18 protein-coding genes are annotated in these 23541 nt (G+C 72.3%); 12 read left to right on the forward strand and 6 right to left on the reverse strand.

Annotated features, from left to right (window positions below):
- Positions 1-16: 16 nt before the first annotated feature.
- Both HCC61_RS20130 and HCC61_RS20135 read right to left on the reverse strand, forming a co-directional pair.
- Complete coding sequence (locus HCC61_RS20130; RefSeq protein WP_169137285.1) at positions 17-901, reverse strand: ABC transporter permease; 885 nt, start codon at positions 899-901, stop codon at positions 17-19.
- Positions 898-1962 (reverse strand): ATP-binding cassette domain-containing protein, encoded by a 1065-nt coding sequence (locus HCC61_RS20135; protein ID WP_169137543.1) that lies wholly within the window; start codon positions 1960-1962, stop codon positions 898-900. The genes HCC61_RS20130 and HCC61_RS20135 overlap by 4 nt, the downstream gene beginning before the upstream one ends.
- A gap of 345 nt (positions 1963-2307) precedes the next feature.
- Here HCC61_RS20135 and HCC61_RS20140 point away from each other — a divergent pair, with 345 nt between their 5' ends.
- The 12 genes from HCC61_RS20140 to HCC61_RS20195 all read left to right on the forward strand — a co-directional run bounded on the left by HCC61_RS20140 (position 2308) and on the right by HCC61_RS20195 (position 20303).
- Positions 2308-2997 carry an SDR family oxidoreductase gene (locus HCC61_RS20140; protein WP_169137287.1) on the forward strand — a complete coding sequence of 230 codons (690 nt, stop codon included), beginning with the start codon at positions 2308-2310 and terminating at the stop codon, positions 2995-2997.
- A complete protein-coding gene (locus HCC61_RS20145; RefSeq protein ID WP_169137289.1) occupies positions 2994-4112 on the forward strand; it encodes a methionine synthase in 1119 nt (372 codons plus the stop codon). The genes HCC61_RS20140 and HCC61_RS20145 overlap by 4 nt, the downstream gene beginning before the upstream one ends.
- Before the next feature lie 15 nt (positions 4113-4127).
- On the forward strand, positions 4128-6320 hold the full coding sequence (gene ligA, locus HCC61_RS20150) for an NAD-dependent DNA ligase LigA (RefSeq protein WP_169137291.1): 2193 nt from the start codon (positions 4128-4130) through the stop codon (positions 6318-6320).
- A gap of 256 nt (positions 6321-6576) precedes the next feature.
- The gene (locus HCC61_RS20155) at positions 6577-8865 is read left to right on the forward strand and encodes a bifunctional diguanylate cyclase/phosphodiesterase (RefSeq protein ID WP_169137292.1); all 2289 of its coding nucleotides are present in this window, start codon (positions 6577-6579) and stop codon (positions 8863-8865) included.
- A 396-nt stretch (positions 8866-9261) separates the two neighbouring features.
- Positions 9262-9558, forward strand: a complete 297-nt coding sequence (gene gatC, locus HCC61_RS20160) for an Asp-tRNA(Asn)/Glu-tRNA(Gln) amidotransferase subunit GatC (protein ID WP_169137293.1) — start codon at positions 9262-9264, stop codon at positions 9556-9558.
- 3 nt (positions 9559-9561) lie between these two features.
- On the forward strand, positions 9562-11055 hold the full coding sequence (gatA, locus tag HCC61_RS20165; protein WP_169137294.1) for an Asp-tRNA(Asn)/Glu-tRNA(Gln) amidotransferase subunit GatA: 1494 nt from the start codon (positions 9562-9564) through the stop codon (positions 11053-11055).
- Positions 11052-11297 carry a hypothetical protein gene (locus tag HCC61_RS20170; RefSeq protein WP_169137295.1) on the forward strand — a complete coding sequence of 82 codons (246 nt, stop codon included), beginning with the start codon at positions 11052-11054 and terminating at the stop codon, positions 11295-11297. Before gatA ends, HCC61_RS20170 begins: the two co-directional genes overlap by 4 nt.
- Before the next feature lie 14 nt (positions 11298-11311).
- Positions 11312-12820 carry an Asp-tRNA(Asn)/Glu-tRNA(Gln) amidotransferase subunit GatB gene (gene gatB, locus HCC61_RS20175; RefSeq protein ID WP_169137296.1) on the forward strand — a complete coding sequence of 503 codons (1509 nt, stop codon included), beginning with the start codon at positions 11312-11314 and terminating at the stop codon, positions 12818-12820.
- Positions 12821-13222: 402 nt separating this feature from the next.
- Positions 13223-15829 carry an MMPL family transporter gene (locus HCC61_RS20180; protein WP_169137297.1) on the forward strand — a complete coding sequence of 869 codons (2607 nt, stop codon included), beginning with the start codon at positions 13223-13225 and terminating at the stop codon, positions 15827-15829.
- Positions 15830-15835: 6 nt separating this feature from the next.
- A complete protein-coding gene (locus HCC61_RS20185; protein ID WP_169137298.1) occupies positions 15836-16477 on the forward strand; it encodes a hypothetical protein in 642 nt (213 codons plus the stop codon).
- A gap of 368 nt (positions 16478-16845) precedes the next feature.
- Positions 16846-17010 carry a hypothetical protein gene (locus HCC61_RS20190; RefSeq protein ID WP_169137299.1) on the forward strand — a complete coding sequence of 55 codons (165 nt, stop codon included), beginning with the start codon at positions 16846-16848 and terminating at the stop codon, positions 17008-17010.
- A 140-nt stretch (positions 17011-17150) separates the two neighbouring features.
- On the forward strand, positions 17151-20303 hold the full coding sequence (locus HCC61_RS20195) for an AAA family ATPase (RefSeq protein ID WP_346777296.1): 3153 nt from the start codon (positions 17151-17153) through the stop codon (positions 20301-20303).
- 113 nt (positions 20304-20416) lie between these two features.
- Here the strand turns inward: HCC61_RS20195 and HCC61_RS20200 are convergent, their stop codons facing one another.
- The 4 genes from HCC61_RS20200 to HCC61_RS20215 form a co-directional block, all read right to left on the reverse strand.
- On the reverse strand, positions 20417-20677 hold the full coding sequence (locus HCC61_RS20200) for a DUF6191 domain-containing protein (RefSeq protein ID WP_169137300.1): 261 nt from the start codon (positions 20675-20677) through the stop codon (positions 20417-20419).
- Entirely contained in the window at positions 20677-21006 is a 330-nt protein-coding gene (locus tag HCC61_RS20205) for a DUF6191 domain-containing protein (protein WP_169137055.1), read from the reverse strand. Before HCC61_RS20205 ends, HCC61_RS20200 begins: the two co-directional genes overlap by 1 nt.
- Before the next feature lie 47 nt (positions 21007-21053).
- Positions 21054-22223 carry a PQQ-dependent sugar dehydrogenase gene (locus tag HCC61_RS20210; protein ID WP_206322786.1) on the reverse strand — a complete coding sequence of 390 codons (1170 nt, stop codon included), beginning with the start codon at positions 22221-22223 and terminating at the stop codon, positions 21054-21056.
- A 249-nt stretch (positions 22224-22472) separates the two neighbouring features.
- Positions 22473-23477 carry an aldo/keto reductase gene (locus tag HCC61_RS20215; RefSeq protein ID WP_169137302.1) on the reverse strand — a complete coding sequence of 335 codons (1005 nt, stop codon included), beginning with the start codon at positions 23475-23477 and terminating at the stop codon, positions 22473-22475.
- Positions 23478-23541 lie beyond the last annotated feature (64 nt).

Below are 23541 nucleotides of genomic sequence, written 5' to 3' on the forward strand. Positions count from 1 at the left end.
TCCGGCGCGGCGCCGTCTACTTGCGGTTGTAGAGCCGCATCGTCAGCGTCCCGAACACCGCGGCCAGCACGGCGGCCGCCGTGAGCGTCCAGCCGATCTCGGCGCCGGGCCACTCGCCCGCCATCAACCCCCGTACCGCCGCGACGAGATGGGTGACCGGGTTGACCTCGACGAACGCCCGCAGCCACCCCGGCATGGTCGCCGGCTCCACGAGGATGTTGCTGAGGAAGGTGAGCGGGAAGAGCACCATCATGCTGACGCCCATCACCGACTTCTCCGTGCGCAGCAGCAGCCCGAACATCGTCCACAGCCACGAGAAGGCGAAGGAGAACACCACCAGCAGCGCGATCCCCGCCAGCACCCCGGTCACGCCGCCCGCCGGGCGGAAGCCGAGCAGCAGCCCCACGCCGAGGATCACCACCGAGGCCGTGGTGTAGCGGAAGGCGTCGCCGAGCAGATAGCCGACCATCGGGGCGGGCCGCCAGATCGGCAGCGTACGGAAGCGGTCGAACACCCCTTTCCCGATATCGGTGTTGACCGAGACCCCCGTGTACATCGTGGTCATCACGACGCTCATCACCATGATCCCCGGCAGCAGGAACTGGAGGTACTCGCCCGTCGAGCCAGCCAGCGCACCGCCGAAGAGGTACGTGAACATCAGCGTCATCATCACCGGGAACGCGGTGACGTCGAAGAGCTGCTCGGGCACGTGCTTGATCTTCAGCATCGCCCGGTGCCCGAACGCCATGCACACCGTTAGCGCGCCCGGACGGGGCGGCCGGCTGCCGGCCAGCAGCCCGGCGGGCAGTCCGGTCGCCGGCCCGGCCGGGGGCTGCGGCTGTGCCGCGGCACGAGGCGCGGGCGTACGGGGCTGTACGGACCGGCCGGCAGCGGTGCTCATCGGGTCGCCTCCTCTGCCGAAGCGGTCGTCGCGGGTGCGGTCGTCGCGGGTGCGGTCGCGGCCGCCGCTGAGGCGGTCGTGTCCGTGCCGGTCGCGTTCGGGGTCGCGTCCGCCGTGGCGCCTGCCGTGGCGTGCGCCGGCCGGTCGGTGAGGGCCAGGAAGACCTCGTCGAGGCTGGGCTGGCCCAGGGAGAAGTGGTCGACGGTGATCCCTGCGCGCGCGAGTTCGGCCAGCGCCTGCGCGGCCTGTGCGGTCGCTCCGCCCCGCGTCCCGTCCCCCGGCACCCGCGCCGTCAGCGCCACCGGGTCGCTGTCCGGCTGCACTTGAGCGGCGAGCGCCTTCGCGAGCACGCGCCGCGCCGCCTCGCGCTGCCCCGCGTCGCGCAGCCGCAGATGCACCGAGCCCGCCCCGACCGACGACTTGAGCTGTCCCGGCGTGCCCTCCGCGATGACCCGCCCGTGGTCGATCACGGCGATGCGGTCCGCGAGCTGGTCGGCCTCGTCCAGATACTGCGTGGTCAGCAGCACCGTGGTGCCCTGCGCGACGACCGCGCGCACGATGTCCCATACCTGGCTGCGGCTCCTGGGGTCGAGCCCGGTCGTCGGCTCGTCGAGGAAGAGCAGTTCGGGCGTGCCGAGGATGCTCGCGGCGATGTCGATGCGCCGGCGCATGCCGCCCGAGTAGTGCTTCACCTGGCGCCGTGCCGCGTCCGCCAGCCCGAAGGCGTCCAGCAGCCGGGCCGCGCGCTCGCGTGCGGCGGGCTTGGCGTGGCCGAGCAGCCGTGCCAGCAGTACGAGGTTCTCCGTACCGGTCAGGTCCTCGTCCACGGAGGCGTACTGGCCGGTGAGGCTGACCCTGGCGCGCACGGCGGCGGCCTCGCGCACCACGTCGTGCCCGAAGACGCGTGCCTGCCCGCCGTCCGGGCGCAGCAGCGTGGCCAGCATCCGCACGGTGGTGGTCTTCCCGGCGCCGTTCGGTCCGAGCACCCCGTAGACCGAACCGGCGGGCACGCGAAGGTCGATGCCGTCGACCGCGCGGTCGACGCCGAAGACCTTCACCAGGCCGTGCGTCTCGGCGGCGGGCGTCTCCGCGGCCGCCCCGTGGTACGGGCCCGCGCCCGTGACCGTGCCTTCGTCTCTGCCCGTGACTGTCTCCGTGACTGTCTCCGTGGCCGTGGCCGTGGCTGTGGCTGTGGCCGTGGCCGTCTCCGCGTCCGTGTCCGCCGGCACCGCTGCCTCCCTCGTACGAACCTCTCCCGGACGCCCGTACACGGGTGCCGCCCGGCTCACAGCGGTCAGACCGGACGCCCCGCGGAAACTCATCGGTGAGCGGCGGGCACCCGGTGCGGCGGCGCCCGCCCGCCACCGGGGTCATCTGCCGTACCGCGGCTGGGAGACGATGGGGGCATGGCAACGCATCTGATCACCGGTGCCGGCTCGGGCATCGGCGCCGCCGTCACCCGGCGGCTTCTCGAACGCGGCGACGAACTGTGGCTGCTGGCGCGCGACGCCGGCCGCGCCAAGGAGCTGAGGGAGCGCTTCGAGGGCGCCCGTACGGTCGTCGGCGACCTCGGCGAACCGGAGCGGCTCTCCTGGGCCCTCGGCCAGCAGGACCTGCCGGGGGAGCTGGACTCGCTCCACCACATCGCGGGCGTCGTCGAGCTGGGCGGCGTCGGCGAACTCAGCGCGAGGGTCTGGAACCAGACGCTCGCCGCGAACCTCGTCGCACCCGTGGAGCTGACCCGCCTGCTGCTGCCGCAGCTGCGTCTGGCCCGCGGCCACGTGCTCTTCGTCAACTCCGGTGCGGGGCTGCGCGCCAATCCGCAGTGGTCGGCGTACGCGGCGAGCAAGCACGGTCTGAAGGCCCTCGCCGACGCGCTGCGCGCCGAGGAGAGCGGCAACGGGATCCGGGTCACCTCGGTCTACCCGGGGCGCACCGCCACGCCCATGCAGGAGAAGGTGCACCGCCAGGAGGGCAAGGAGTACGACCCGGGGCGGTGGATCCCGGCGGAGGCCGTCGCCACGACTCTGCTGACCGCGCTGGACATGCCGCGCGGCGCGGAGGTCACGGACCTGACAGTGAAGCCGGTCGCATGAGCACGCACAGCACCCACAGCGCGCACAGCACCCACAGCGCGCACGGCACCCAGGACCGGCAGAGCGCGGGGAACGCGGGCGGCCCCGTGTGGGGCGCGGGCGCCGCCACCGGCATCGGCTCGATGCCCGGAGAGGACGCACGCGAGGCGGCCCGTACGGTCACGGGCACGCTGGAGGCGTTCCCGTTCCTCCCTGAGCTCCCGGCGCGCGGGCCCGGCGCCGACATGACGGGGCGCACCGTGGGACTGCTCGCCGAGCTGTACGCGCACCTCGAACCCAGCGGCTGGCGGATCAGCGACCGGCCGGGACGCGACACCCGGCGTGCACGGTCGTGGCTGGGCGAAGACCTCGACGCGGTCGAGGAGTTCACACAGGGCGACGCGTGGGGCGGCGACGGCGGGAGGCGCGCGCTGAAGCTCTCCGCCGTCGGCCCGTGGACTCTTGCCGCCACCCTGGAGCGGCGCAACGGAGAGGCCGTCCTCGGCGACCCGGGCGCCTGCCGCGACGTGACCGCGTCCCTCACCGAGGGTCTGCTGGCGCACCTTGCGGACCTACGGCGCAGGGTGCCCGGTGCGCGCCCCGTGCTTCAGCTGGACGAGCCGATGCTGACGGCCGTGCTGCTGGGGCGGGTGCCCACCGCGAGCGGATACCGCAGCCACGGCGCCGTGGACCGTGCGGTGGCCGAGGGCGCGCTGCGGGAGATCACCGGCGCCTTCGCGGCGCAGGACGTGCCCGTCGTCGTGCACACGTGCGCGCCGCGGCCGCCGTTCGCGCTGCTGCGCCGCGCGGGCGTCGCCGGCGTCTCGTTCGACGCCGCCCTGCTCACCGAGGGTGAGGACGACGCGGTCGGCGAGGCCGTCGAGGGCGGGACGGTGCTCTTCGCCGGGGTGGTGCCGGGGGACCGGCCGCCGTCGGCTGGATTGTCGGACCCTGCCGGTAGCGTCAGTGGTGTCAGGGCGCTGTGGCGCAGGCTCGGGCTGTCCCCCGCTCTCCTCACGGAGTCGGTCGTGGTCACCCCCGCGTGCGGTATGGCGGGAGCCTCGCCCGCGTATGCGCGTGCGGCGCTCGCCCACTGTGTCCGGGCGGCGAGATCCCTCGCCGACGACCCTGAGTGACGGGAGGACGAGACGGTGGCCGGCAAAGAGCAGACGTCGAAGCCGGCGGCAGCGCCCGCCGAAGCGCGCGAGCGGCATCAGCTGCTGTCCGAGCAGATCGAGGAGCACCGCTTCCGGTACTACGTGAAGGACGCCCCGGTCGTCAGCGACGCCGAGTTCGACCGGCTGCTGCGTGAGCTGGAGGCGCTGGAGGCCGGGCACCCGGAGCTCGTCACGCCCGACTCGCCGACCCAGAAGGTCGCGGGTCAGTACGAGACGGAGTTCACCGAAGTCGCCCACCGCGAGCGCATGCTGTCCCTCGACAACGCCTTCGACGACACGGAGCTGGGCGAGTGGGCCGAGCGCGTCGCCCGCGAACTCGAGGGCGTGGAGCACCACTTCCTCTGCGAGCTGAAGATCGACGGCCTGGCGGTCAACCTGACGTACGAGCACGGCAGGCTCACCCGCGCCGCCACCCGCGGAGACGGGCGCACGGGCGAGGACATCACGCCCAACGTGCGCACGATCGCGGACGTCCCGGAGCGGCTGGCGGGCGAGCGGATCCCGGAGCTGGTCGAGGTCCGCGGGGAGGTCTTCTTCCCGATGGAGCGCTTCGAGGAGCTCAACGCACGTCTGGTGGAGGCCGGTGACAAGCCGTTCGCCAACCCGCGCAACGCCGCGGCGGGTTCGCTCCGCCAGAAGGACCCGAAGGTGACGGCCACGCGCCCGCTGCACATGGTGGTGCACGGCATCGGCGCCCACGAGGGCCTCGACGTCGCCAGGCTCAGCGAGGCGTACGGGCTGCTGCACGAGTGGGGCCTGCCCACCTCGCAGTACACGAAGGTGGTCGAAGGCCTCGCCGGCGTCCGCGAGTTCATCGCCCACTACGGCGAGCACCGGCACTCGGTGGCGCACGAGATCGACGGCGTCGTGGTGAAGCTGGACGAGGTGCGCCTCCAGGGGCGCCTGGGGTCGACGTCGCGCGCACCGCGCTGGGCCATCGCGTGGAAGTACGCGCCGGAGGAGGTCAACACCAGGCTGGTCGACATCCGCGTCGGCGTCGGCCGCACGGGCCGGGTCACGCCGTACGCGGTGGTCGAGCCGGTGACGGTCGCCGGCTCGGAGGTCGAGTTCGCCACCCTGCACAACCAGGAGGTGGTGCGCTCCAAGGGCGTCCTCATCGGGGACACGGTCGTGCTGCGCAAGGCCGGCGACGTGATCCCGGAGATCCTCGGCCCCGTCGCGGATCTGCGGGACGGCAGCGAGCGCGAGTTCGAGATGCCCGCGCACTGCCCCGACTGCGGTACGGCGCTGCGCCCCATGAAGGAGGGCGACATCGACCTGCGCTGCCCCAACGCCCGTTCCTGTCCGGCCCAGTTGAGGGAGCGGCTGTTCTATCTCGCCGGGCGCAAGTGCCTCGACATCGAGCACTTCGGGTATGTGGTGGCCACGGCGCTGACCCAGCCGCTGGAGCCGTCCGAGCCGCCGCTGAAGGACGAGGGCGGCCTCTTCGACCTGAAGGCCGAGGACCTGCTGCCCATCAAGTCCTATGTCCTCGACCCGGACACGGGCCTGCCGAAGAGCGATCCGGAGACGGGCCAGGAGAAGGTCGTCACCCTCTTCGCCAACTTGAAGGGCGAGCCGCGGAAGAACACGCTGACGATGCTGGAGAACATCGAGGCCGCCAAGGACCGTCCCCTCGCCCGGATCATCACCGGGCTGTCGGTCCGTCATGTGGGGCCGGTCGCCGCGGAGGCGCTGGCCAGGGAGTTCCGCTCGATGGAGCGCATCGCCGAGGCCGACGAGGAGGAGCTGGCGGCCACCGAGGGCGTCGGGCCGACCATCGCCGCGTCCCTCAAGGCCTGGTTCGCCGAGGACTGGCACCGCGAGATCGTCGAGCGCTGGCGGGCCGCGGGCGTGCGGATGGAGGAGGAGGGCTCCGGCGAGTCGGGCCCGCGACCCCTGGAGGGGATCACCGTAGTGGTCACCGGGACCCTCGCGACGTTCACGCGGGACGGTGCGAAGGAGGCCCTACAGGAGCGTGGTGCGAAAGTGACCGGATCCGTTTCGAAGAAGACCGGGTTCGTGGTGGTGGGAGAGAGCCCCGGGTCGAAATACGACAAGGCCGTCCAGTTGAAGGTGCCTATTTTGGACGATGACGGTCTCGCCGTTCTTCTGGAGGAAGGCCCGGACGCTGCCCGCGAAGTGGCCGAAAAGCATCCCGAATAGGGCACTGAAGGCCCTTCAAGTCATCCCGGTTTCCCCACTGTTGAGTTCCCGTCACAGGTGTCCCATGCGTTTGCGCCCGGGTATGCACTCAGAAGCCGCACAGTTATCGGCTGTTGTGCGTGAATGGGGCCGGATCAGCCGGGTCGCACACAGTCAACCCGGGCCGATCGCTGCCCTGAAGGCGCTGCGCGGCCTACTGTTGATGTGTGTGCCTGGTTTGGGGAAGCAGGCACAGACGGCCGGCGGAGGGACGGGCATGCAGGAAATTCCTGGGGGCCACGGCCCCCCGTACTCCAGCCTGCCCGACGGCACGAGCGGGAGTACGGGGTCCACGGCCGGAGCGGAGGACGTGCCGTGGGTGCAGCGTCTGGCAGCGCTGCGCGTGCCCGGACTGCCGGTTCTCGTCGTCGTCGGGGCGGGGATCGTTCTCGGCACATGTGTGTTCCGGGTCGTCACCGACGGCAGAGCGCTCTTCCCGGACGCGGTCACGGGGTGGTCGCTGGCGGTCCTGACGGGCCTGATCGTGGGTCACCTCGTCGCGCTCGGGCGTGACCGCTGGTGGAGCGGCACCGGCTCGGGCGCCGCGCTCACCCTGGCGATCCTGCTGCTCTACGGCTGGGCGCCGGCCGTGGTGGTCAGCCTCGCCGTGGTGGTGCTGGTGGGCGCCGTGCGCCGGCACCGCTGGCGGCAGGCGGTGGTGCAGGGCGCAGTCGACATCCTCGGCATCGGCGCCGCGGCCCTGTCGCTCGCGGCGGTGGGCGTGCACGCGTCCGTCGCGAATCCCTGGATGCCCGGCGACTGGGGCTATACGGCCCTGCCCGAGATCGTCATGGCGTCCTTCGCCTATCTGCTGGTCACCCGCGTCCTGCTGTGGTTCTCGCACGTGCCGCACAAGACGGGTCTGCCCACCGCGCTTCGCAGGGCGCTGCTGCGCCAGGGCCTCGTAGTGGTCGCGCTGCTGGGCATATCGCCGCTGATAGCCGTGGTCGCCGCGTACCGGTCGATACTGCTGCCGCTGTTCGCGGTGCCGCTCATCGCCCTGGACTCCACGCTGTGGATCGCCCGGGTCCGCGCCGAGGAGGCGCTGCGCGATCCGCTGACGGGCCTTCCCAACAGGCAGTGGCTGCTGGAGCGGACCTGGTCCGCACTGGACGAGGCCGACCGCACGGAGGCGCGCTCCGCGCTCGTGCTCATCGACCTCGACCGCTTCCGCTCCGTCAACGACACCCTCGGCCATCTCGCGGGCGACAGGCTGCTGTTGAAGATCGCGGAACGGCTGCGCGCGGAGCTGCCGCGCGGCGCGGAGGCCGCCCGGCTCGGCGGCGACGAGTTCGCCGTACTGCTGCCGCTGGCCGACTCCACGACCAGCGCGATGCGCGCCGCCCGCACCCTCGTCTCGGCCCTCGGTTCACCGCTGGACCTGGACGGCCTGACGCTGGTGCTGGAGGCGAGCGCGGGAGTCGCGGTCTTCCCGGAGCACGCCCGCGAGGCCGAGGGGCTGCTGCGCCGGGCCGACGTGGCGATGTACGAGGCCAAGCGCGACCGTACGGGCGTCGAGGTCTACGAGGCCACGCGCGACAGCAACACCCCCGACCGGCTGGCCCTCCTCGCCGACCTGCGCCGCGCCCTCGACGCGGGCGAGGTCGAGCTGCACTACCAGCCGAAGGTCGGCTTCGACGGCGTCGTCTCCGGCCTGGAGGCGCTCGTGCGGTGGGTGCACCCCGAGCGGGGACGCGTCCCCCCGGACGAGTTCATCGCGATCGCCGAGACGTCGGGGCTGATGCCGCGCCTGACGGAGTACGTGCTGGAGACGGCCCTCGGGCAGGTCTCCAAGTGGCGCTCGGACGGTCTGACCGTGCCGGTCGCCGTGAACGTCTCACCGCGCGACGTACACGCCCCCGGCTTCGCGGGCGGCGTCGCCGGACGACTCGCACGGCACGGAGTCCCCGCCGGCGCGCTCCAGTTGGAGATCACCGAGCACGTTCTGCTGGAGGACCCGCAGCGCGCGGCGGACACGCTGGCCGCGCTCGCGGGGCACGGCGTGAAGATGTCACTCGACGACTTCGGCACCGGCTACTCCTCGCTCGTACATCTGCGGCGGCTGCCGGTCAGCGAGCTGAAGATCGACCGCTCCTTCGTCGCCCGGCTCGCCGTGGACGCGGAGGACGCGGAGATCGTGCGCTGCACCGTCGACCTGGCGCACTCGCTGGGCCTGCTGGTCGTCGCGGAGGGCGTGGAGGACGACGAGACCTGGGAGCGCCTGCGGGACCTGGGCTGCGACGCGGTGCAGGGGTGGCTCGTGGCGGCGGCGATGCCGCCCGACGAGACGACGGCATGGCTGCGGGCACGGGACGGCGTACCCCACTCCCTGGAACGCGCCCGTGCGCGGCCCCAGTTGGAGCGCGGCCCCTCGGCGTCGGCCGCCGGCTCCACCCGCTCCCACCCGGGCCCGGCGAGCGGGACCCAGCGGTCGTCGGGCGGCCCCTCCAACCCGACCCAGTCCCACGACGCAAACCGCCCCACGGGATGGCAGCCGGTGCAGTAACGGGGCAGGCCGTGTTCGCCTCCGGAGCGTGTGTGGTTTCGGGGGCGGGCCGCGCAGGCGTGCGTGTCCGGCCACTTGGGATAGCCGCGAGCGCACGGGAGGGGGGCGGGCCGCGCAGGCGTGCGTGGCCGGACACTCAAGCGTGATTTGTGCCCGATGCGAACCCTGCAATCTGGTCCCGTGAGGTCGGGCGTAAATCATGCCGTCCGGACATGTGCGCCGGAGCGGGACGCCCCCGCCACCCGCCACCCGCCACCCGCCGCACACCACCGCCGCCCCGCACCCCCCCCGCACACCGCCCCCGCGAACGCCGAAACCGCCCGGCGGCACGGGCCCCCGCCGCGGAGCCATAGGATTGGGCCCGGACAATCCGAAACTCACCCAGAGGACCGCTGCATGCCTGGCATCTCGCGCGAGGAGGTCGCCCACCTCGCCCGGCTGGCGCGCCTGGAGCTGAAGGACGAAGAGCTGGATCACTTCGCCGGTCAGCTCGACGACATCATCGGTGCAGTCGCCACCGTCTCCGACGTCGCCAACGAGGACGTACCGCCGACCTCCCACCCGCTGCCGCTCACCAACGTCATGCGCCCGGACCAGGTCCGGCAGAGCCTGACGCCCGAGCAGGCGCTCTCGGGCGCCCCCGCACAGGAACAGCAGCGTTTCAAGGTGCCGCAGATCCTGGGGGAGGACTGAGCGATGGCCGATCTGACCAGACTGACCGCGGCGGAGACCGCGGAGCGGATCGCGAGCGGCGACGTCACCGCCGTCGAGGTGGCCGAGGCGCATCTCGCCCGTATCGACGCCGTCGACGAGAAGGTGCACGCCTTTCTGTACGTGGACCGGGAGGGCGCGCTCGCCAAGGCCCGCGAGGTCGACGAGAAGCGCGCACGCGGTGAGCGGCTCGGTCCGCTGGCCGGTGTGCCCGTTGCCGTGAAGGACCTGTTCACGACCGAGGGCGTGCCCACGACGGTCGGTTCGAAGATCCTCGAGGGCTGGATCCCGCCGTACGACGCGACCGTGGTGCGGAGGTTGAAGGAAGCGGACGTCGTCATCCTGGGCAAGACCAACATGGACGAGTTCGCCATGGGGTCGTCCACGGAGAACAGCGCGTACGGGCCGACCGGGAACCCGTGGGACCTGACCCGCATCCCCGGCGGCTCGGGCGGCGGCTCGTCCGCGGCCGTCACCGCGTACGAGGCGCCCCTGGCCATCGGCACCGACACCGGCGGCTCCATCCGCCAGCCCGCCGCCGTCACCGGCACCGTGGGCGTGAAGCCGACCTACGGCGGGGTCTCCCGCTACGGCATGGTCGCCTTCTCCTCCTCGCTCGACCAGGCCGGGCCCTGCGCCCGTACGGTGCTGGACGCGGCGCTGCTGCACTCCGTGATCGGCGGCCATGACGAGCTGGACTCGACCTCCATCGAGCAGCCCGTCCCGGACGTGGTCACGGCGGCCCGCAACGGCGACGTGGCGGGCCTGCGGGTCGGCGTCGTCAAGGAGTTCCGCGGCGAGGGCTACCAGGCGGGCGTGCTCCAGCGCGTCGACGAGACGGTGGAGCTGCTGCGGGAGCTGGGCGCCGAGGTCGTCGAGGTGTCCTGTCCGTCGTTCACGAAGGCGCTCGCCGCGTACTACCTGATCGCGCCCTCGGAGTGCTCCTCGAACCTCGCCCGCTTCGACGCGATGCGCTACGGCCTCCGCGTGGGCGACGACGGCACGCACTCCGCGGAGGAGGTCACCGCGCTCACCCGTGAGGCGGGCTTCGGCGACGAGGTCAAGCGCCGCGTCATGCTGGGCACTTACGCGCTCAGCTCGGGCTACTACGACGCGTACTACGGCTCGGCGCAGAAGGTGCGCACGCTCATCACCCGCGACTTCGAGCGCGCCTTCGGCGAGGTGGACGTGCTGGTCTCGCCCACCACCCCGACCACCGCCTTCCCGATCGGCGAGCGCGCCGACGACCCGATGGCCATGTATCTGGCCGACCTGTGCACCATCCCGTCCAACCTGGCCGGGAACGCCGCCATGTCCGTACCGTGCGGTCTGGCCCCGGAGGACGGCCTCCCCGTGGGACTCCAGATCGTCGCCCCGGCCATGGCCGATGACCGTCTCTATCGTGTCGGTGCGGCTCTCGAAGCCGCTCACCAGGCACGTTGGGGACACCCGCTGCTTGAGGAGGCACCGTCGCTGTGAGTGGAAAGCTACAGAAGGCCAAGGGCTTCAAGAAGTCCCGGACCGGGATGTACGTGTCCATCGCGGCCTCCCTCTTCGGGGCGGTCGGCACCGTCAAGCGCGGCAGGGAGGCCCGCCGCGAGGGCGACACGCTTCAGCTGCTCGACGTCGCCGTGTCGGCGGCGGGCATCGTCACGGGCGTGGCGCTGCTGGTGCGTGAGCTGCGGCGGCTCGACGTCGACGACGTCCTCTTCGACGACTGAGAGGCGAGTTTCCAGTGACCGTCACCGAACTGGTGCCGTACGAGGAGGCGTTGGCGACCTACGACCCCGTCATGGGGCTGGAGGTCCACGTCGAGCTCGGCACCGCCACGAAGATGTTCTGCGGCTGCTCGACGACGCTCGGCGCGGACGCCAACAGCCAGACCTGCCCGACCTGTCTGGGGCTGCCCGGCGCGCTGCCGGTCGTCAACGCGACGGGCGTCGAGTCCGCCGTCCGCATCGGTCTCGCGCTGAACTGCGAGATCGCGGAGTGGTGCCGCTTCGCGCGGAAGAACTACTTCTACCCGGACATGCCGAAGAACTTCCAGACCTCCCAGTACGACGAGCCGATCGCCTTCGACGGCTACCTCGACGTACAGCTGGAGGACGGCGAGGTCTTCCGTGTGGAGATCGAGCGCGCCCACATGGAGGAGGACACCGGGAAGTCGACGCACATCGGCGGCGCCACGGGCCGCATCCACGGAGCCTCGCACTCGCTGCTCGACTACAACCGCGCCGGCATCCCGCTGATCGAGATCGTCACCAAGCCGATCGAGGGCGCGGGGGAGCGGGCTCCCGAGGTCGCCAAGGCGTACGTCGCCGAACTGCGGGAGCTGATCAAGGCGTTGGGCGTCTCCGAGGCCCGCATGGAGATGGGCCAGATGCGCTGCGACGTCAACCTGTCGCTGCGCCCGAAGGGCGAGAGCGAGTTCGGCACGCGCAGCGAGACGAAGAACGTCAACTCGCTGCGCAGCGTGGAGCGTGCGGCCCGGTTCGAGATCCAGCGGCACGCGGCGGTGCTGGACGCGGGCGAGAAGATCGTCCAGGAGACCCGGCACTTCCACGAGGAGGACGGCCGCACCACGTCCGGCCGCGTCAAGGAGGAGGCGGAGGACTACCGCTACTTCCCCGAGCCCGACCTGGTTCCGGTGGCGCCCTCGCGTGAGTGGGTCGAGGAACTGCGCGCCGGGCTGCCGGAGTTGCCGCGGGTGCGCCGCAACCGGCTGCGCGAGGAGTGGGGCATCTCGCAGCACGAGATGCAGTCCGTGCTCAACGCCGGCGCCGTCGGGCTGATCGTGGCGACGGTCGACGCGGGCGCGCCCGCCGACCAGGCCCGCAAGTGGTGGATGGGCGAACTCGCCCGCCGCGCCAACGAGTCCGGCACCGACCTGGCGGACCTGCCCATCGGCCCGGAGGACGTCGCCCGGGTCTGCGCTCTGGTCCAGGAGGGCTCGCTCAACGACAAGCTCGCGCGGCAGACCATCGAAGGGGTGCTGGACGGCGAGGGCACGCCGGACGAGGTCGTCGAGAAGCGCGGTCTGAAGGTCGTCTCCGACGAGGGCGCCCTCGGCGCCGCCGTGGACGAGGCGATCGCGGGCAACGCCGATGTTGCGGAGAAGATCCGCGGCGGCAAGGTGCAGGCCGCCGGTGCGCTCGTCGGCGCGGTCATGAAGGCCACGCGCGGGCAGGCGGACGCGGCGCGCGTACGCGAGCTGATCCTGGAGAAGCTCGGCGTCGAGGGCTGACCCGGGGAGGACCTGGGGCATCGAGAAGGGGCGGCCCGAGCGGGCCGCCCCTTCGTCGCGCTCTTCGCCTCCTTCGCCGTACGGGCGGGGCGCCCCGCACCGGGAGATTCGCGTTCGCACACGGCTCGGACGGTGCTTACCTGCGGGCGCCCGTACGTGATGACGTGCCGTAACACCAAGGGCGGCGCCGCATTTGTGGTCATAGACACAAAGGTGGCAAACGATCTTTCCGCGGTGTCACTCTGCCAGGACGGAACATCACAAGCGCATCACGATCCTCACGGTCCCCACGATGCGCCGTTCGCCGCTTCTCTCCCGCCCGCCCGGCACCGCGTGGATTCCCGTACGGAAGACCCGTACGGAAGAACCGCACCGCCCTCCCCGGAAAAGGTCGAAACGCGTATGACGGCTCTCGCTCGCTGGTGCCTGCGCCGCCGTCTGGCAGTGATCCTTCTCTGGTGCGCCGTGCTGCTGGGCGTCGGCACCTCCGCGCTCGTGGGCGGATCGTCCTACTCCAACCAGTACGACGTGCCGGGCACCGAGTCCGGGCGGGCGAACACCCTCATCAGCCAGAACTTCCCCGACCGGCAGGGCGACAGCGACACGATCGTCTGGCACACCGGCAAGGGCACCGACGCAGCCACCGACGACGTCCGGGACACGCAGGTCGAGAAGACCATGGACCGGACCCTCGACCGCATCGCCGCACTGCCGGGGGTCGGCAAGGTACAGAGCCCCTATGGCGGCTCCGGTTCCGGCTCGGCCACCGACTCCGGCGCAGGTTCAGGCACAGACTCCGGCTCCGGTTCCGACTCGGGCTCCGGCTCGCGCTCCGCTCCGGGCTCCGGCGACCGCGAGCAGCAGGAGCGCGTCAGCCGTGACGGCCGTACCGCCTACGCGACGGTGACCTTCGACGCGCCCGTCGACAAGCTCGACAAGAAGGACGTGCAGCGCGTCGTCGACACGGCACAGCGCGCGGGCCAGGACGTACCGGGCATGGACGTCGAGCTGGGCGGCCCCGGCATCGCGCTGACGGAGAAGCAGGAAGGCCATATGAGCGAGGTGGTCGGCATCGCCGTGGCGGCCGTCGTGCTGCTGGTCGCCTTCGGCTCGCTCGCCGCGATGTCCCTGCCGCTGGTGACGGCGCTGGTCAGCGTCGGCACGGCGACCCTCGGCATCGGGCTGCTCAGCCACGTGATGACGGTGGCCGACTTCGCGCCCATGCTCGGCACCCTCATCGGGCTGGGCGTCGGCATCGACTACGCGCTCTTCATCGTCACCAGGCACCGGCGCGGCCTGAAGGAGGGCCTGCCCGTCGGGGAGGCGGCCGAGCGGGCCGTCGCGTCGGCGGGGCGCGCGGTGGTGTTCGCGGGAGTGACGGTGTGCATAGCCCTGCTGGGCATGCTCGTGCTGCGGCTGAGCTTCCTGAACGGGGTCGCCGTCGCCGCCTCGCTGACCGTGGTGCTCGCCGTGCTCTCGTCGGTGACGCTCGTACCGGCGCTGCTGGGGGTCATCGGGAAGCGCGCCCTGAGCAGACGCGAGCGGCGCAGACTCGCGGAGCACGGGCCGGAGCTGCCGGACGGACTGCATGTGGGCGGGGAGGAGAGCTGCGCCGGGGAGACCTCGGTGGGCGCGGGCCCGGTGGGGGCTGCCTCCGGCGATGCGGCACGCCCGCGGGTCGCGGACGGCGCGGCCGGGGGCCATGACGGCGACTGCGACGATGCCGGCGACGGGGCGGGCGAAGCCGCCGGCTCCGATGCGGCGCACAAGCCCCGAAGTCGCGCCCGCGCCTGCGCCACCGCGCGCTGGTCGGCCTTCGTGGCACGCCACCCGCGGCTGCTCGGCGGCATCGCGGCGCTGGTGATGGTGGTGCTGGCGGTGCCCGTGACCGGGCTTCAGCTGGGCACCTCCGACCAGGGCAGCAACCCCCGTACGACCACGACCCGGCAGGCGTACGACCTGCTCGCCGACGGTTTCGGCCCCGGCACCAACGGACCGCTCACGCTCGTCGGCGAGATCGACGACGCCAAGGCCAAGCTCGACTTCGAGAAGCTGCCCGACAAGCTGCGCGACGTCGAGGGCGTCGCGCACGTCTCGGGCAGCGAACTGGACGGCAACGGCGGCACCGGCGTCATCACCGTCGTACCCGACAGCGCACCGCAGGCCGAGCGGACCTCGCAGCTCGTCGAGGACCTGCGCAAGGACGTACTGCCCGAGGCGACCGGCTCCAGCTCCCTCGACGTGCAGGTCGGCGGAGTCACGGCCGCACACGACGACTTCGCCTCGGTGATCCTCGGCAAGCTGCCGCTGTTCGTGGGCGTCGTGGTCTCGCTGGGCTGTGCGCTGCTGCTGGTCGCCTTCCGCAGCATCGGGATCCCGCTGAAGGCCGCGCTGATGAACGTGATGGCGGTCGCGGCCGCCTGCGGAGTCGTCGTCGCCCTCTTCCAATGGGGTTGGGGCAGCGGTCTGATGGGGCTCGGCGGCTCCGGTCCGATCGAGCCGTTCCTGCCGGTGATCATGGTGTCGGTGCTCTTCGGGCTGTCGATGGACTACCAGGTCTTCCTGGTCAGCCGCATGTACGAGGAGTGGCGTCTGACCGGCGACAACCGCAGATCCGTACGCGTCGGGCTGGCCGAGACGGGACGTGTGATCAACTCCGCGGCCGTCATCATGATCGCGGTCTTCGGTGCGTTCGTGCTGAGCGGCGACAGGATCATCGCCATGTTCGGCATCGGCCTCGCGGCGGCCGTGGCGCTGGACGCGTTCGTGCTGCGCACGCTGCTCGTCCCCGCCCTGATGCACATGCTGGGCAGCGCCAACTGGTGGCTGCCGCGCTGGATGGAACGCTGGCTTCCGCGCATCAGCATCGAGCCCGAGCCCATCCCCGAACCCGTGCCCGAGCCGGTGCCCGAACCGGTCGTCGCCGGTGTGGGCGGAGCGGTGCCGGCGCCTCGCGACGAGCCCCACAACGGGCTCTCATCCGACTCTCAGAAACGGCCCCTACGGTGACGCAGCATGGCTACCGAGACGACCAAGACCGACAAGACCGAAGAGGCCGGCGCCGCGACTGAGACGGGCCTCGACAAGGACACCACCAGCACGGACACCAAGAGCAAGGACACGGCGGCCAAGGACGCCTCCGCGGCCCCCGCCGAGGACACCGAGATCCTCTCGGACGACGTGCACGCCGACGAGGACTTCGCGGAGGACGAGCCCGTCACGACGGTCCGCGCACGCGGCGGGTTCGGCGCCGGCGCCGCCGCCGTCGTCAGCGCCGGACTGGGGCTCAGCTCCATCACCGGCACCTCGCTCAGCGAGATGCTGCGCGATCGCAAACAGCTCATCGGCCAGATCGAGAGCAGCGCCCAGGGCCAGCAGGGCGGCGGCGGTGCCGACCAGATCAACGCGCTCTACGGGGCGCCCTGGCACGCGACCGCGCTCCTCAACGGGATCTTCGCGCTGCTCGCGGTCCTCGTCGGCGGTGTGCTGCTGGCGCTCGTCGCCAAGCGTGCCGAGACCCGTTCCTGGGTGAAGGCCGTCGCGCTGGGCGGGCTCGTCCTCGGGGTGATCGGCCTGCTCGTGGCGGGCGGCATGTACCTCGACCTGTTCGCCGCGGCGCCCAAGGTCCCGAGCGCGCCCACCCCGCCCGCGCAGTGATCCGCTTCCGCCTCTGACGGAACCGCCGGCCGAGCCGCCCCGCGTCGCATGTCCACGGACAGGCGCCGGGCGGCTCGGCCGTGTGCCGTTCCGGCCGTTCGCCGACGCCCCGGCGGCCGTTCCGCATTCGACCTCTGCCGGGCGCCGGATGCCCGGCCCCCGTGGAGCAGGACCGTCCGCGTAAGTCGTAAGTACCCGCGCGGTGGTCCTACGCGGCCGGTACCGGCCGTCTAAGACCTCCCCCTCCGCGGCTAAGGCCCCCTTCGGTCACAAGACGGGGCAGACGCCCGATGTGGCACACCCCCCTGGGAGACGACCGTGGACACCGGACGAAGCAGTCCGATCCGTCGACACCAGGGGAGTGCGAGATGTACTACGGCTACGAGGCGGGCTTCCTCCGCATCGCCGAACTGCGGGCGAAGGCGGCCGCCGAACGGCGAGCCCGCGAGGCCGTGGAGAGCGGCCGCCAGCACCACGAGGAGTCCCGGCGCCTGGCACGCCGTGCGGGCCGCTACTGGTTCCGTACCGCATGAGCCCGGCTCCCGCGAGCGGCGGAGTCGTCGCGCTGCGGGGAACGCTGCGGGGAACGGGGAACGCGTCGGTGCCCCGGCCGGAAGGACCGTGGCGGAAAGCGGCTGACGCGATGTCGGTGGCCGATGCCATGCTGTACGACGTGTCCAGTCATTCCACCATCAGTCCCGTATTCGTGGGCCGTGAGGACGAGCTGACGCTGCTCACGGGAGCGCTCGCCCGCGCCGACGCGGGCGAGCCGCAGGCCTTGCTGCTCGGCGGCGAGGCCGGAGTGGGCAAGACCCGGCTGCTGGAGGAGTTCCTGTCCGCCGCGGCCGCAGCCGGTGCGGTCACCGCCGTCGGCGGCTGTCTCGAACTGGGCGCGGACGGGCTGCCGTTCGCGCCTTTCGCGACCGCGCTGCGCGGTCTGCACCGCGCCCTCGGCGAGGCCGCCGTCTCCACGGCCGTCGCCGGCCGGGAGGCGGAGCTGGCCCGTCTGCTGCCCGATCTGGCGCCCGCGCCCGGCAGTCCCGGAGCGGCGCGCGCCGAGGCGTACGAAGAGGAGGACGGCCGCGCCCGCCTCTTCGAGCTGACCGCACAGCTGCTGGAGCGCCTGGCCACGGGGCGTACGGTCGTGATCGCCCTGGAGGACCTGCACTGGGCGGACCGCTCCACCCGCGAGCTGCTCGGCTATCTCTTCCGCTCGGTGCACACCTGCCGGCTGGTCCTCCTCGCGACGTACCGCTCGGACGACATCCACCGCCGTCACCCGCTGCGGCCCTTCCTCGCGGAGCTCGACAGGCTGCGCAGCGTCCGCCGCGTCGAACTGCCGCGCCTGACCCGCGTTGAGGTGCACGCGCAGATAGCCGCGATCCAGGGCGTGCCCGAGCCCGACCCGGAGCAGGCCGGCGTCATCTTCGAGCGCTCCGAGGGCAATCCGTTCTTCGTCGAGGAGCTCACGGCGAACTGCGCGACCTGCGGCATCAGCGACTCCCTGCGCGATCTGCTGCTCGTACGGGTGGAGGCGCTGCCCGAGCGGGCACAGCAGGTGCTGAGAATCGCCGCGCAGGGCGGCTCCGCCGTCGAGCACGCCCTGCTGGCCGCCGTCTGCGGCCTCCCCGAGGCCGAGTTGCTGGACGCGCTGCGGGTGGCCGTCGGTGCGAACGTGCTGCTGCCGACCGACGACGGCGACGGCTACCGCTTCCGTCACGCGCTGCTGCGCGAAGCCGTAGGCGAGGACCTGCTGCCGGGCGAGGCAGCGGCGCTCAACCGCCGTTACGCCCGGTCCCTGGAGGCCGACCCGTCGCTCGTGCGGTCCGAGCAGTGCACGACGCGGCTGGCGCACTACTGGTACCACGGCCGCGACACCGCGAAGGCGCTGCCCGCCGTGCTCGCGGCGGCCGTCGAGGCCCGCCGAAGGCACGCCTTCGCCGAGCAGCACCAGCTGCTGGAGCGCGCGATCGAGCTGTGGCACGAGGCACCGGCCGAGGTGCGGGAGCGGCTGCGTCCGATCGACGAGGTGGAGGTCTATCCACGGCCGGACGGCTGCCCCGGCGAACCGGCGGCGGAATCGCTCTCGTTCATGGACCTGCTGGCCGAGGCCGTCGTCGCGGCGCGCACCGGCGGCGACGTCGAGCGTGCCCTCGCTCTCACCAGGCGCGCCCTCGACCTGCTCGACGAGGACACCGACCCGCTGCGCTGTGCGTGGTTCTGGGTCAGCCGTTCCAGGAGCGTCGAGGCGCTGGGCCGAGGCGACGGCTGGGACGAGATCGCCCGCGCCCAGGAGCTGGTGCGCGGACTGCCGCCGTCCGCCGTCCACGCTGACGTGCTGACCAGTGCGGCCGGCTGGGGCATGATGCACCGGCCCGGCCCCGACGCCATGAGCACGGCCGTACGGGCCGTCGAGCTGGCCCGCGTCGTGGGCGCCACGGTCATCGAGCTTCAGGGCCGCATCACCCTCGGCATACTGATGGCCGAGTCGGGAGACCTGGACGCGGGCATCGCCGAGATGACCCACGCACGCGAACAGGCCATGCGGGCGGGCGCGTTCGGAGTCGTCGGGCGGGCCGACATCAACATCGCCACGGAGCTGGAGTCCATGGGCCGCTCCAGCGAGGCGGTCGCTGCGGCCGTTCGTGCCGCGGAGGGCGCGGCGACGCACGGGCGCCCGGACTTGCGCGGCTTCGCGCTCGGCAATCAGGCCGAGTCGCTGTACGCGATGGGCGAGTGGGCGCAGGCCGCCCGGATCACGGAGGAGGCCTCGGCGGCCGCACGCTCGGCGGAGACCAGGGGCTTCGCCGCCCTGATGCGAGCCCATCTCCAGCTCGGCCGCGGCGACCTGGAGGCGCTGGAGGCGGCCGCGGCGGCGGCCCGCGAGGCGCTCGGCAGCCATGCGGCGTCCACGCACGCCTCCGTCCAGCTCCGGCACTTCGCGCTCGAAGTGGCCGCGGGCCGCGGCGACTTCACGGTCGTACGGGCTCAGCTGAGGGCCGCGATCGAGGCGGGCTTCCCGCCGGGCACGCACCGCTACGCCTGGCCGCTGCTGCACGCCGCCGCCGTGCACGAGGCGGGTCTGCGGGGCCTGCCCGCCGCCGAGGAGGGCCGCGCCGCCGTGCTGACGGAGCTGCGCACGGCCGTACGGCGGCTCCCGCACCCGGCGCCCGTCTGGGAGGCGCACTCGGCGCTGGTCAAGGCGGAGACGGAGCGTGCGGAAGGGCGCTCGGCACCCGGGGCGTGGGAGGCGGTGACGCGGGCCTTCGAGGCGCAGGAGCGTCCGTATCACCTGGCGCTGGCCCGTCAGCGCTGGGCGGAGGCGCTGCTGGAGGACGGCGCGCAGGCACGTGCGGAGGCGCGGGAGCGGGCGAACGAGCTGCTGGCGGCGGCGCACGCGGTCGCGGTGCGGCTCGGAGCGCAGCCGCTGCGTACGGAGATCGAGCAGCTGTCGGTACGGGCACGGCTGCCGGTGACGCCGGCCGCGCAGGCGGTGCCCGGCGGCTCCCGGGCGGAAGCGGCGGGGGCGCCGGCCAGGGCGGAGGGCCCCGCGGACACCTTCGGGCTGACGCAGCGCGAGCGCGACGTGCTGCACCTCGTGGCCGCGGGCCGCAGCAACAGGCAGATAGCGCAGGAGCTGTTCATCTCGCCCAAGACGGCGAGCGTGCACGTCTCCAACATCCTGGCGAAGCTGGGCGTGGGCGGACGCGGCGAGGCGGCGGCGATGGCCTACCGGCTGCGGCTGCTGACGGACGTGACGGGTCCGACGGACTCAGCGCCCGTCGCGGACGTGACGGGCGTGGAGAAGCGGTCCGCCGCGGGCTGAGCGCCTATGCGGCCCGGGCCCGTGCCGACGGACGAATGGCCCGCACGGAGCGGCTGCGCTCGGAGACGGCGGCTGCGCTCGGAGACGGGGATCGCTGCGCGGAGAGACGGGGGTCAGGGGAGGTCGGGCGGGTCCCCGCCGTCGCCCGAGTCGTCCCCCTCCGCCTCCTCTTCGACCTTCGGCCGCGCAGGGAGGATGGCGTGCTGCTCCTGGAGCGCGATCACGATCTTTCCGGAGCCCAGGTCCACGGGCCCGTGGCCGCGGTGGTTGCTGCCGTCGGCGGCGCCTTCCACGACGTAGGTGTGCTCCAGCCGCTGCTGCTCGTGCTGAGCGTGCTGCTGGCTCGGAAGGAAGATATTGCCCGCTATGTCCATCACCGGCTCCTGTCGCCGTCCTGGCCGTTGCCCGCTTCGGCGCCCACGCCGCTGCGCGCTTCCGCGCCCGTATCCGTCTCCCCGCTTGTATCCGCGTCCTGATCGGTGTCCGTGCCTGCGTCGGTGTCCGTGCCCGCGTCCGCGCCTGTGTCCGTCTCCGCGCTCCGCTGCTGCGGAGGGCGGATCAGCACATGCCCCGAGGTGAGGTCGATCGGACCCTGCCCCGGATCGTTGCTGCCCTCTTCGACCCGTGTGTGCTCAAGCCGCCGGCGTTCGTCCTCGGTGTGCCGGCGGCCCGGGGAGAAGAGCTCCTCGATCAGGTTGAACATCGGTCCTCCGCTCGGCGGCCGGCCCAGGGCCCGAGACGGACCCGTGCCTAGCTCACCTTCAGTTTCAGGATACGGTCGTCGCCGCCTTCCGGACTTCCGCGTCCGTCCGTCTCGCTCGTCATCAGCCACAGGCCGTCGCTGCCGTCGGCGACGACGGTGCGCAGCCGCCCGTACTTCCCCTTCAGGAAGGCCTGGGGCCGGGCGGCCGGTGCCGTGCCCTTCAGAGGGATGCGCCACAGCCGCTCACCGCGCAGGCCCGCCATCCACACCGAGCCCTTGACGATCGCGATGCCGCTGGGGGAGGCGTCGGCCGTGCGCCACTGCTCCAGCGGGTCGACGAAGCCGGACTTGCCCGCCTTTCCCTCGGCGTCGGGCCAGCCGTAGTTCTTGCCGGGGCGGATGAGGTTCAGCTCGTCCCAGGTGTCCTGCCCGAACTCGCTTGCCCACAGGCGCTTTTCGGAGTCCCAGGCGAGACCCTGCACATTGCGGTGGCCGTAGGTGTAGAAGACGGAACCGGACTCGGGGTTGCCCTGGCCGGGCGGCTCACCCTCGGGCGTCATGCGGAGGATCTTGCCGCCGAGCGACTTCTTGTCCTGGGCGAGGCCGCCCTGCCCGGACTCTCCCGTACCGGCGTAGAGCATCTTGTCCGGGCCGAAGGCGATGCGCCCGCCGTTGTGGATCTCGCCCTTGGGGATGTCCTTGAGGATCGTGTCGGGGGCGCCGAGCTGGTCGCCGGAGGGCTTCTTCGGGTCGTAGAGCATGCGGACGATGCGGTTGTCGGACGCGGTGGTCAGATACGCGTAGACCATCTTGGCGTCGTCGGGCGGCACGGCGATGCCGAGAAGGCCGCCCTCGCCGCTCGCCTGCACTCCCGGCACGGTGCCGACCTCGGTCTTCTTGCCGCTGCGCTCGTCGACCCGGACGATCTTGCCGTCGTCCCGCTGGGAGACCAGCAGACCGCCGCCGGGCAGCGGCGCCAGCCCCCACGGCGACTTGAGCCTCGTCGTGAGGGTGCGCTCCACCTTCACGGAGCCCTTCGCGGGCGCGGCCGACGCCGTCGCGTTCGGACCGGACCCGCCGCTCGGCGAGGCCGGGGACGACTTCTCACCGGAGGGACCGCCGGAGTCGTCGGAGCAGCCCGCGGTCAGCAGCGCCAGTGCGGCGAACCCTGCCGCGGCGGCTCGTACGGACGGCAGATAACGGCTTCGCACGGGCAGCGCCTCCCGGAGTCGGTGTGTGCTCGGAGCACAGCGTGAACGGTGGACTCAGCACACCACATCGAGGGCGGCGGTGCCGGGTGCGGCGGAACTTCCCGTACGGATGCGCGTACTGAGGCCCGGCGGGGTGCCCGGGCGACGGCGAGGGACCGTGACGAGAGGAGACGAGAAGAGGTGAGCGGAGGCGGGAAGAGGCGGCAAGGGGTGGCGGGCGTCGCGTCACGCGTCGGCGGCTACTCCGCTACTCCGCTACTCCCACGAGCCCTGCGCCGCGGGCAGCGCGTCCAGCTCGGCCATGTCCGCGGGTGTCAGCTCCAGGTCCGCCGCCTGGCCGTTCTCCACGACCCAGCGCTCCTTCTTGGCGCCCGGCAGCGGGATCACCTGCGTCCCCTGGGCCAGCAGCCACGCGAGCGCCACCTGCGCGGGCGTCGCCCCGTCGTGCCGCTCCGCGATCCGGCGCAGACCTGCCACGACGGGCTGGTTGGCGGCCATCATCTCGGCGGTGAAGCGCGGGTGCCTGGCGCGTACGTCGTCCTCCTCGAAGCCGCCGCCGGGCGTGAGGGTGCCGCTCAAGTACCCGTTGCCCAGCGGCATCGCGGCCATGAGACCCACACCGTGCGAAACGCACCACGGCAGCAGCGAATCCAGCGCCTCCCGTGACCAGACGGCCAGTTCGGCCTGTACGCCGCTCACGGGGAAGACGCCCTGCACCCGCTCCAGCTGCCGGATCGTCGCGGCGTGCATACCGGACGCGGTGTCGCGGGCGCGCTGATCCGCCCGCGCACCGACCGCGCTGAAGCCCAGCGCGCGGACCTTGCCCTCGGTCACCAGCTCCGACATGGCGCCCCAGGTCTCCTCGATCGGGACCTCGGGGTCGGCGCGGTGCAGCTGATAGAGGTCGATGTGGTCGGTCTGGAGGCGGCGCAGCGAAGCGTCACAGGCCCGTTTCACATAGCCGGGGCGGCCGTTGGCGACGATGTGCTGCTCGCCCACGAGTAGACCGCACTTGGTGGAGACGAATGCGTCGTGCCGGCGCTCCTTGAGCACCCGCCCGATCAGCAGCTCGTTGGTGAACGGCCCGTACATGTCCGCCGTGTCCAGCAGCGTCATGCCCCGGTCTAGCGCCGCGTTGACCGTACGGAGCGACTCCTCGCCGCTCTGCTCGGACGTGGAGTACGCCCAGCTCATCGGCATGCAGCCGAGGCCGATCGCACCGACTCCGAGCGCCGCCGCGCCGATTGCCCTGCGCTCCACCTGGACCCGACTCCCCTCTGACGGACCCCAAACTAAACCCTGCCGGCGACAGCGGCGGACGAGG

Source organism: Streptomyces sp. HNM0575 (genome assembly GCF_012726265.1).
Taxonomy (GTDB): domain Bacteria; phylum Actinomycetota; class Actinomycetes; order Streptomycetales; family Streptomycetaceae; genus Streptomyces.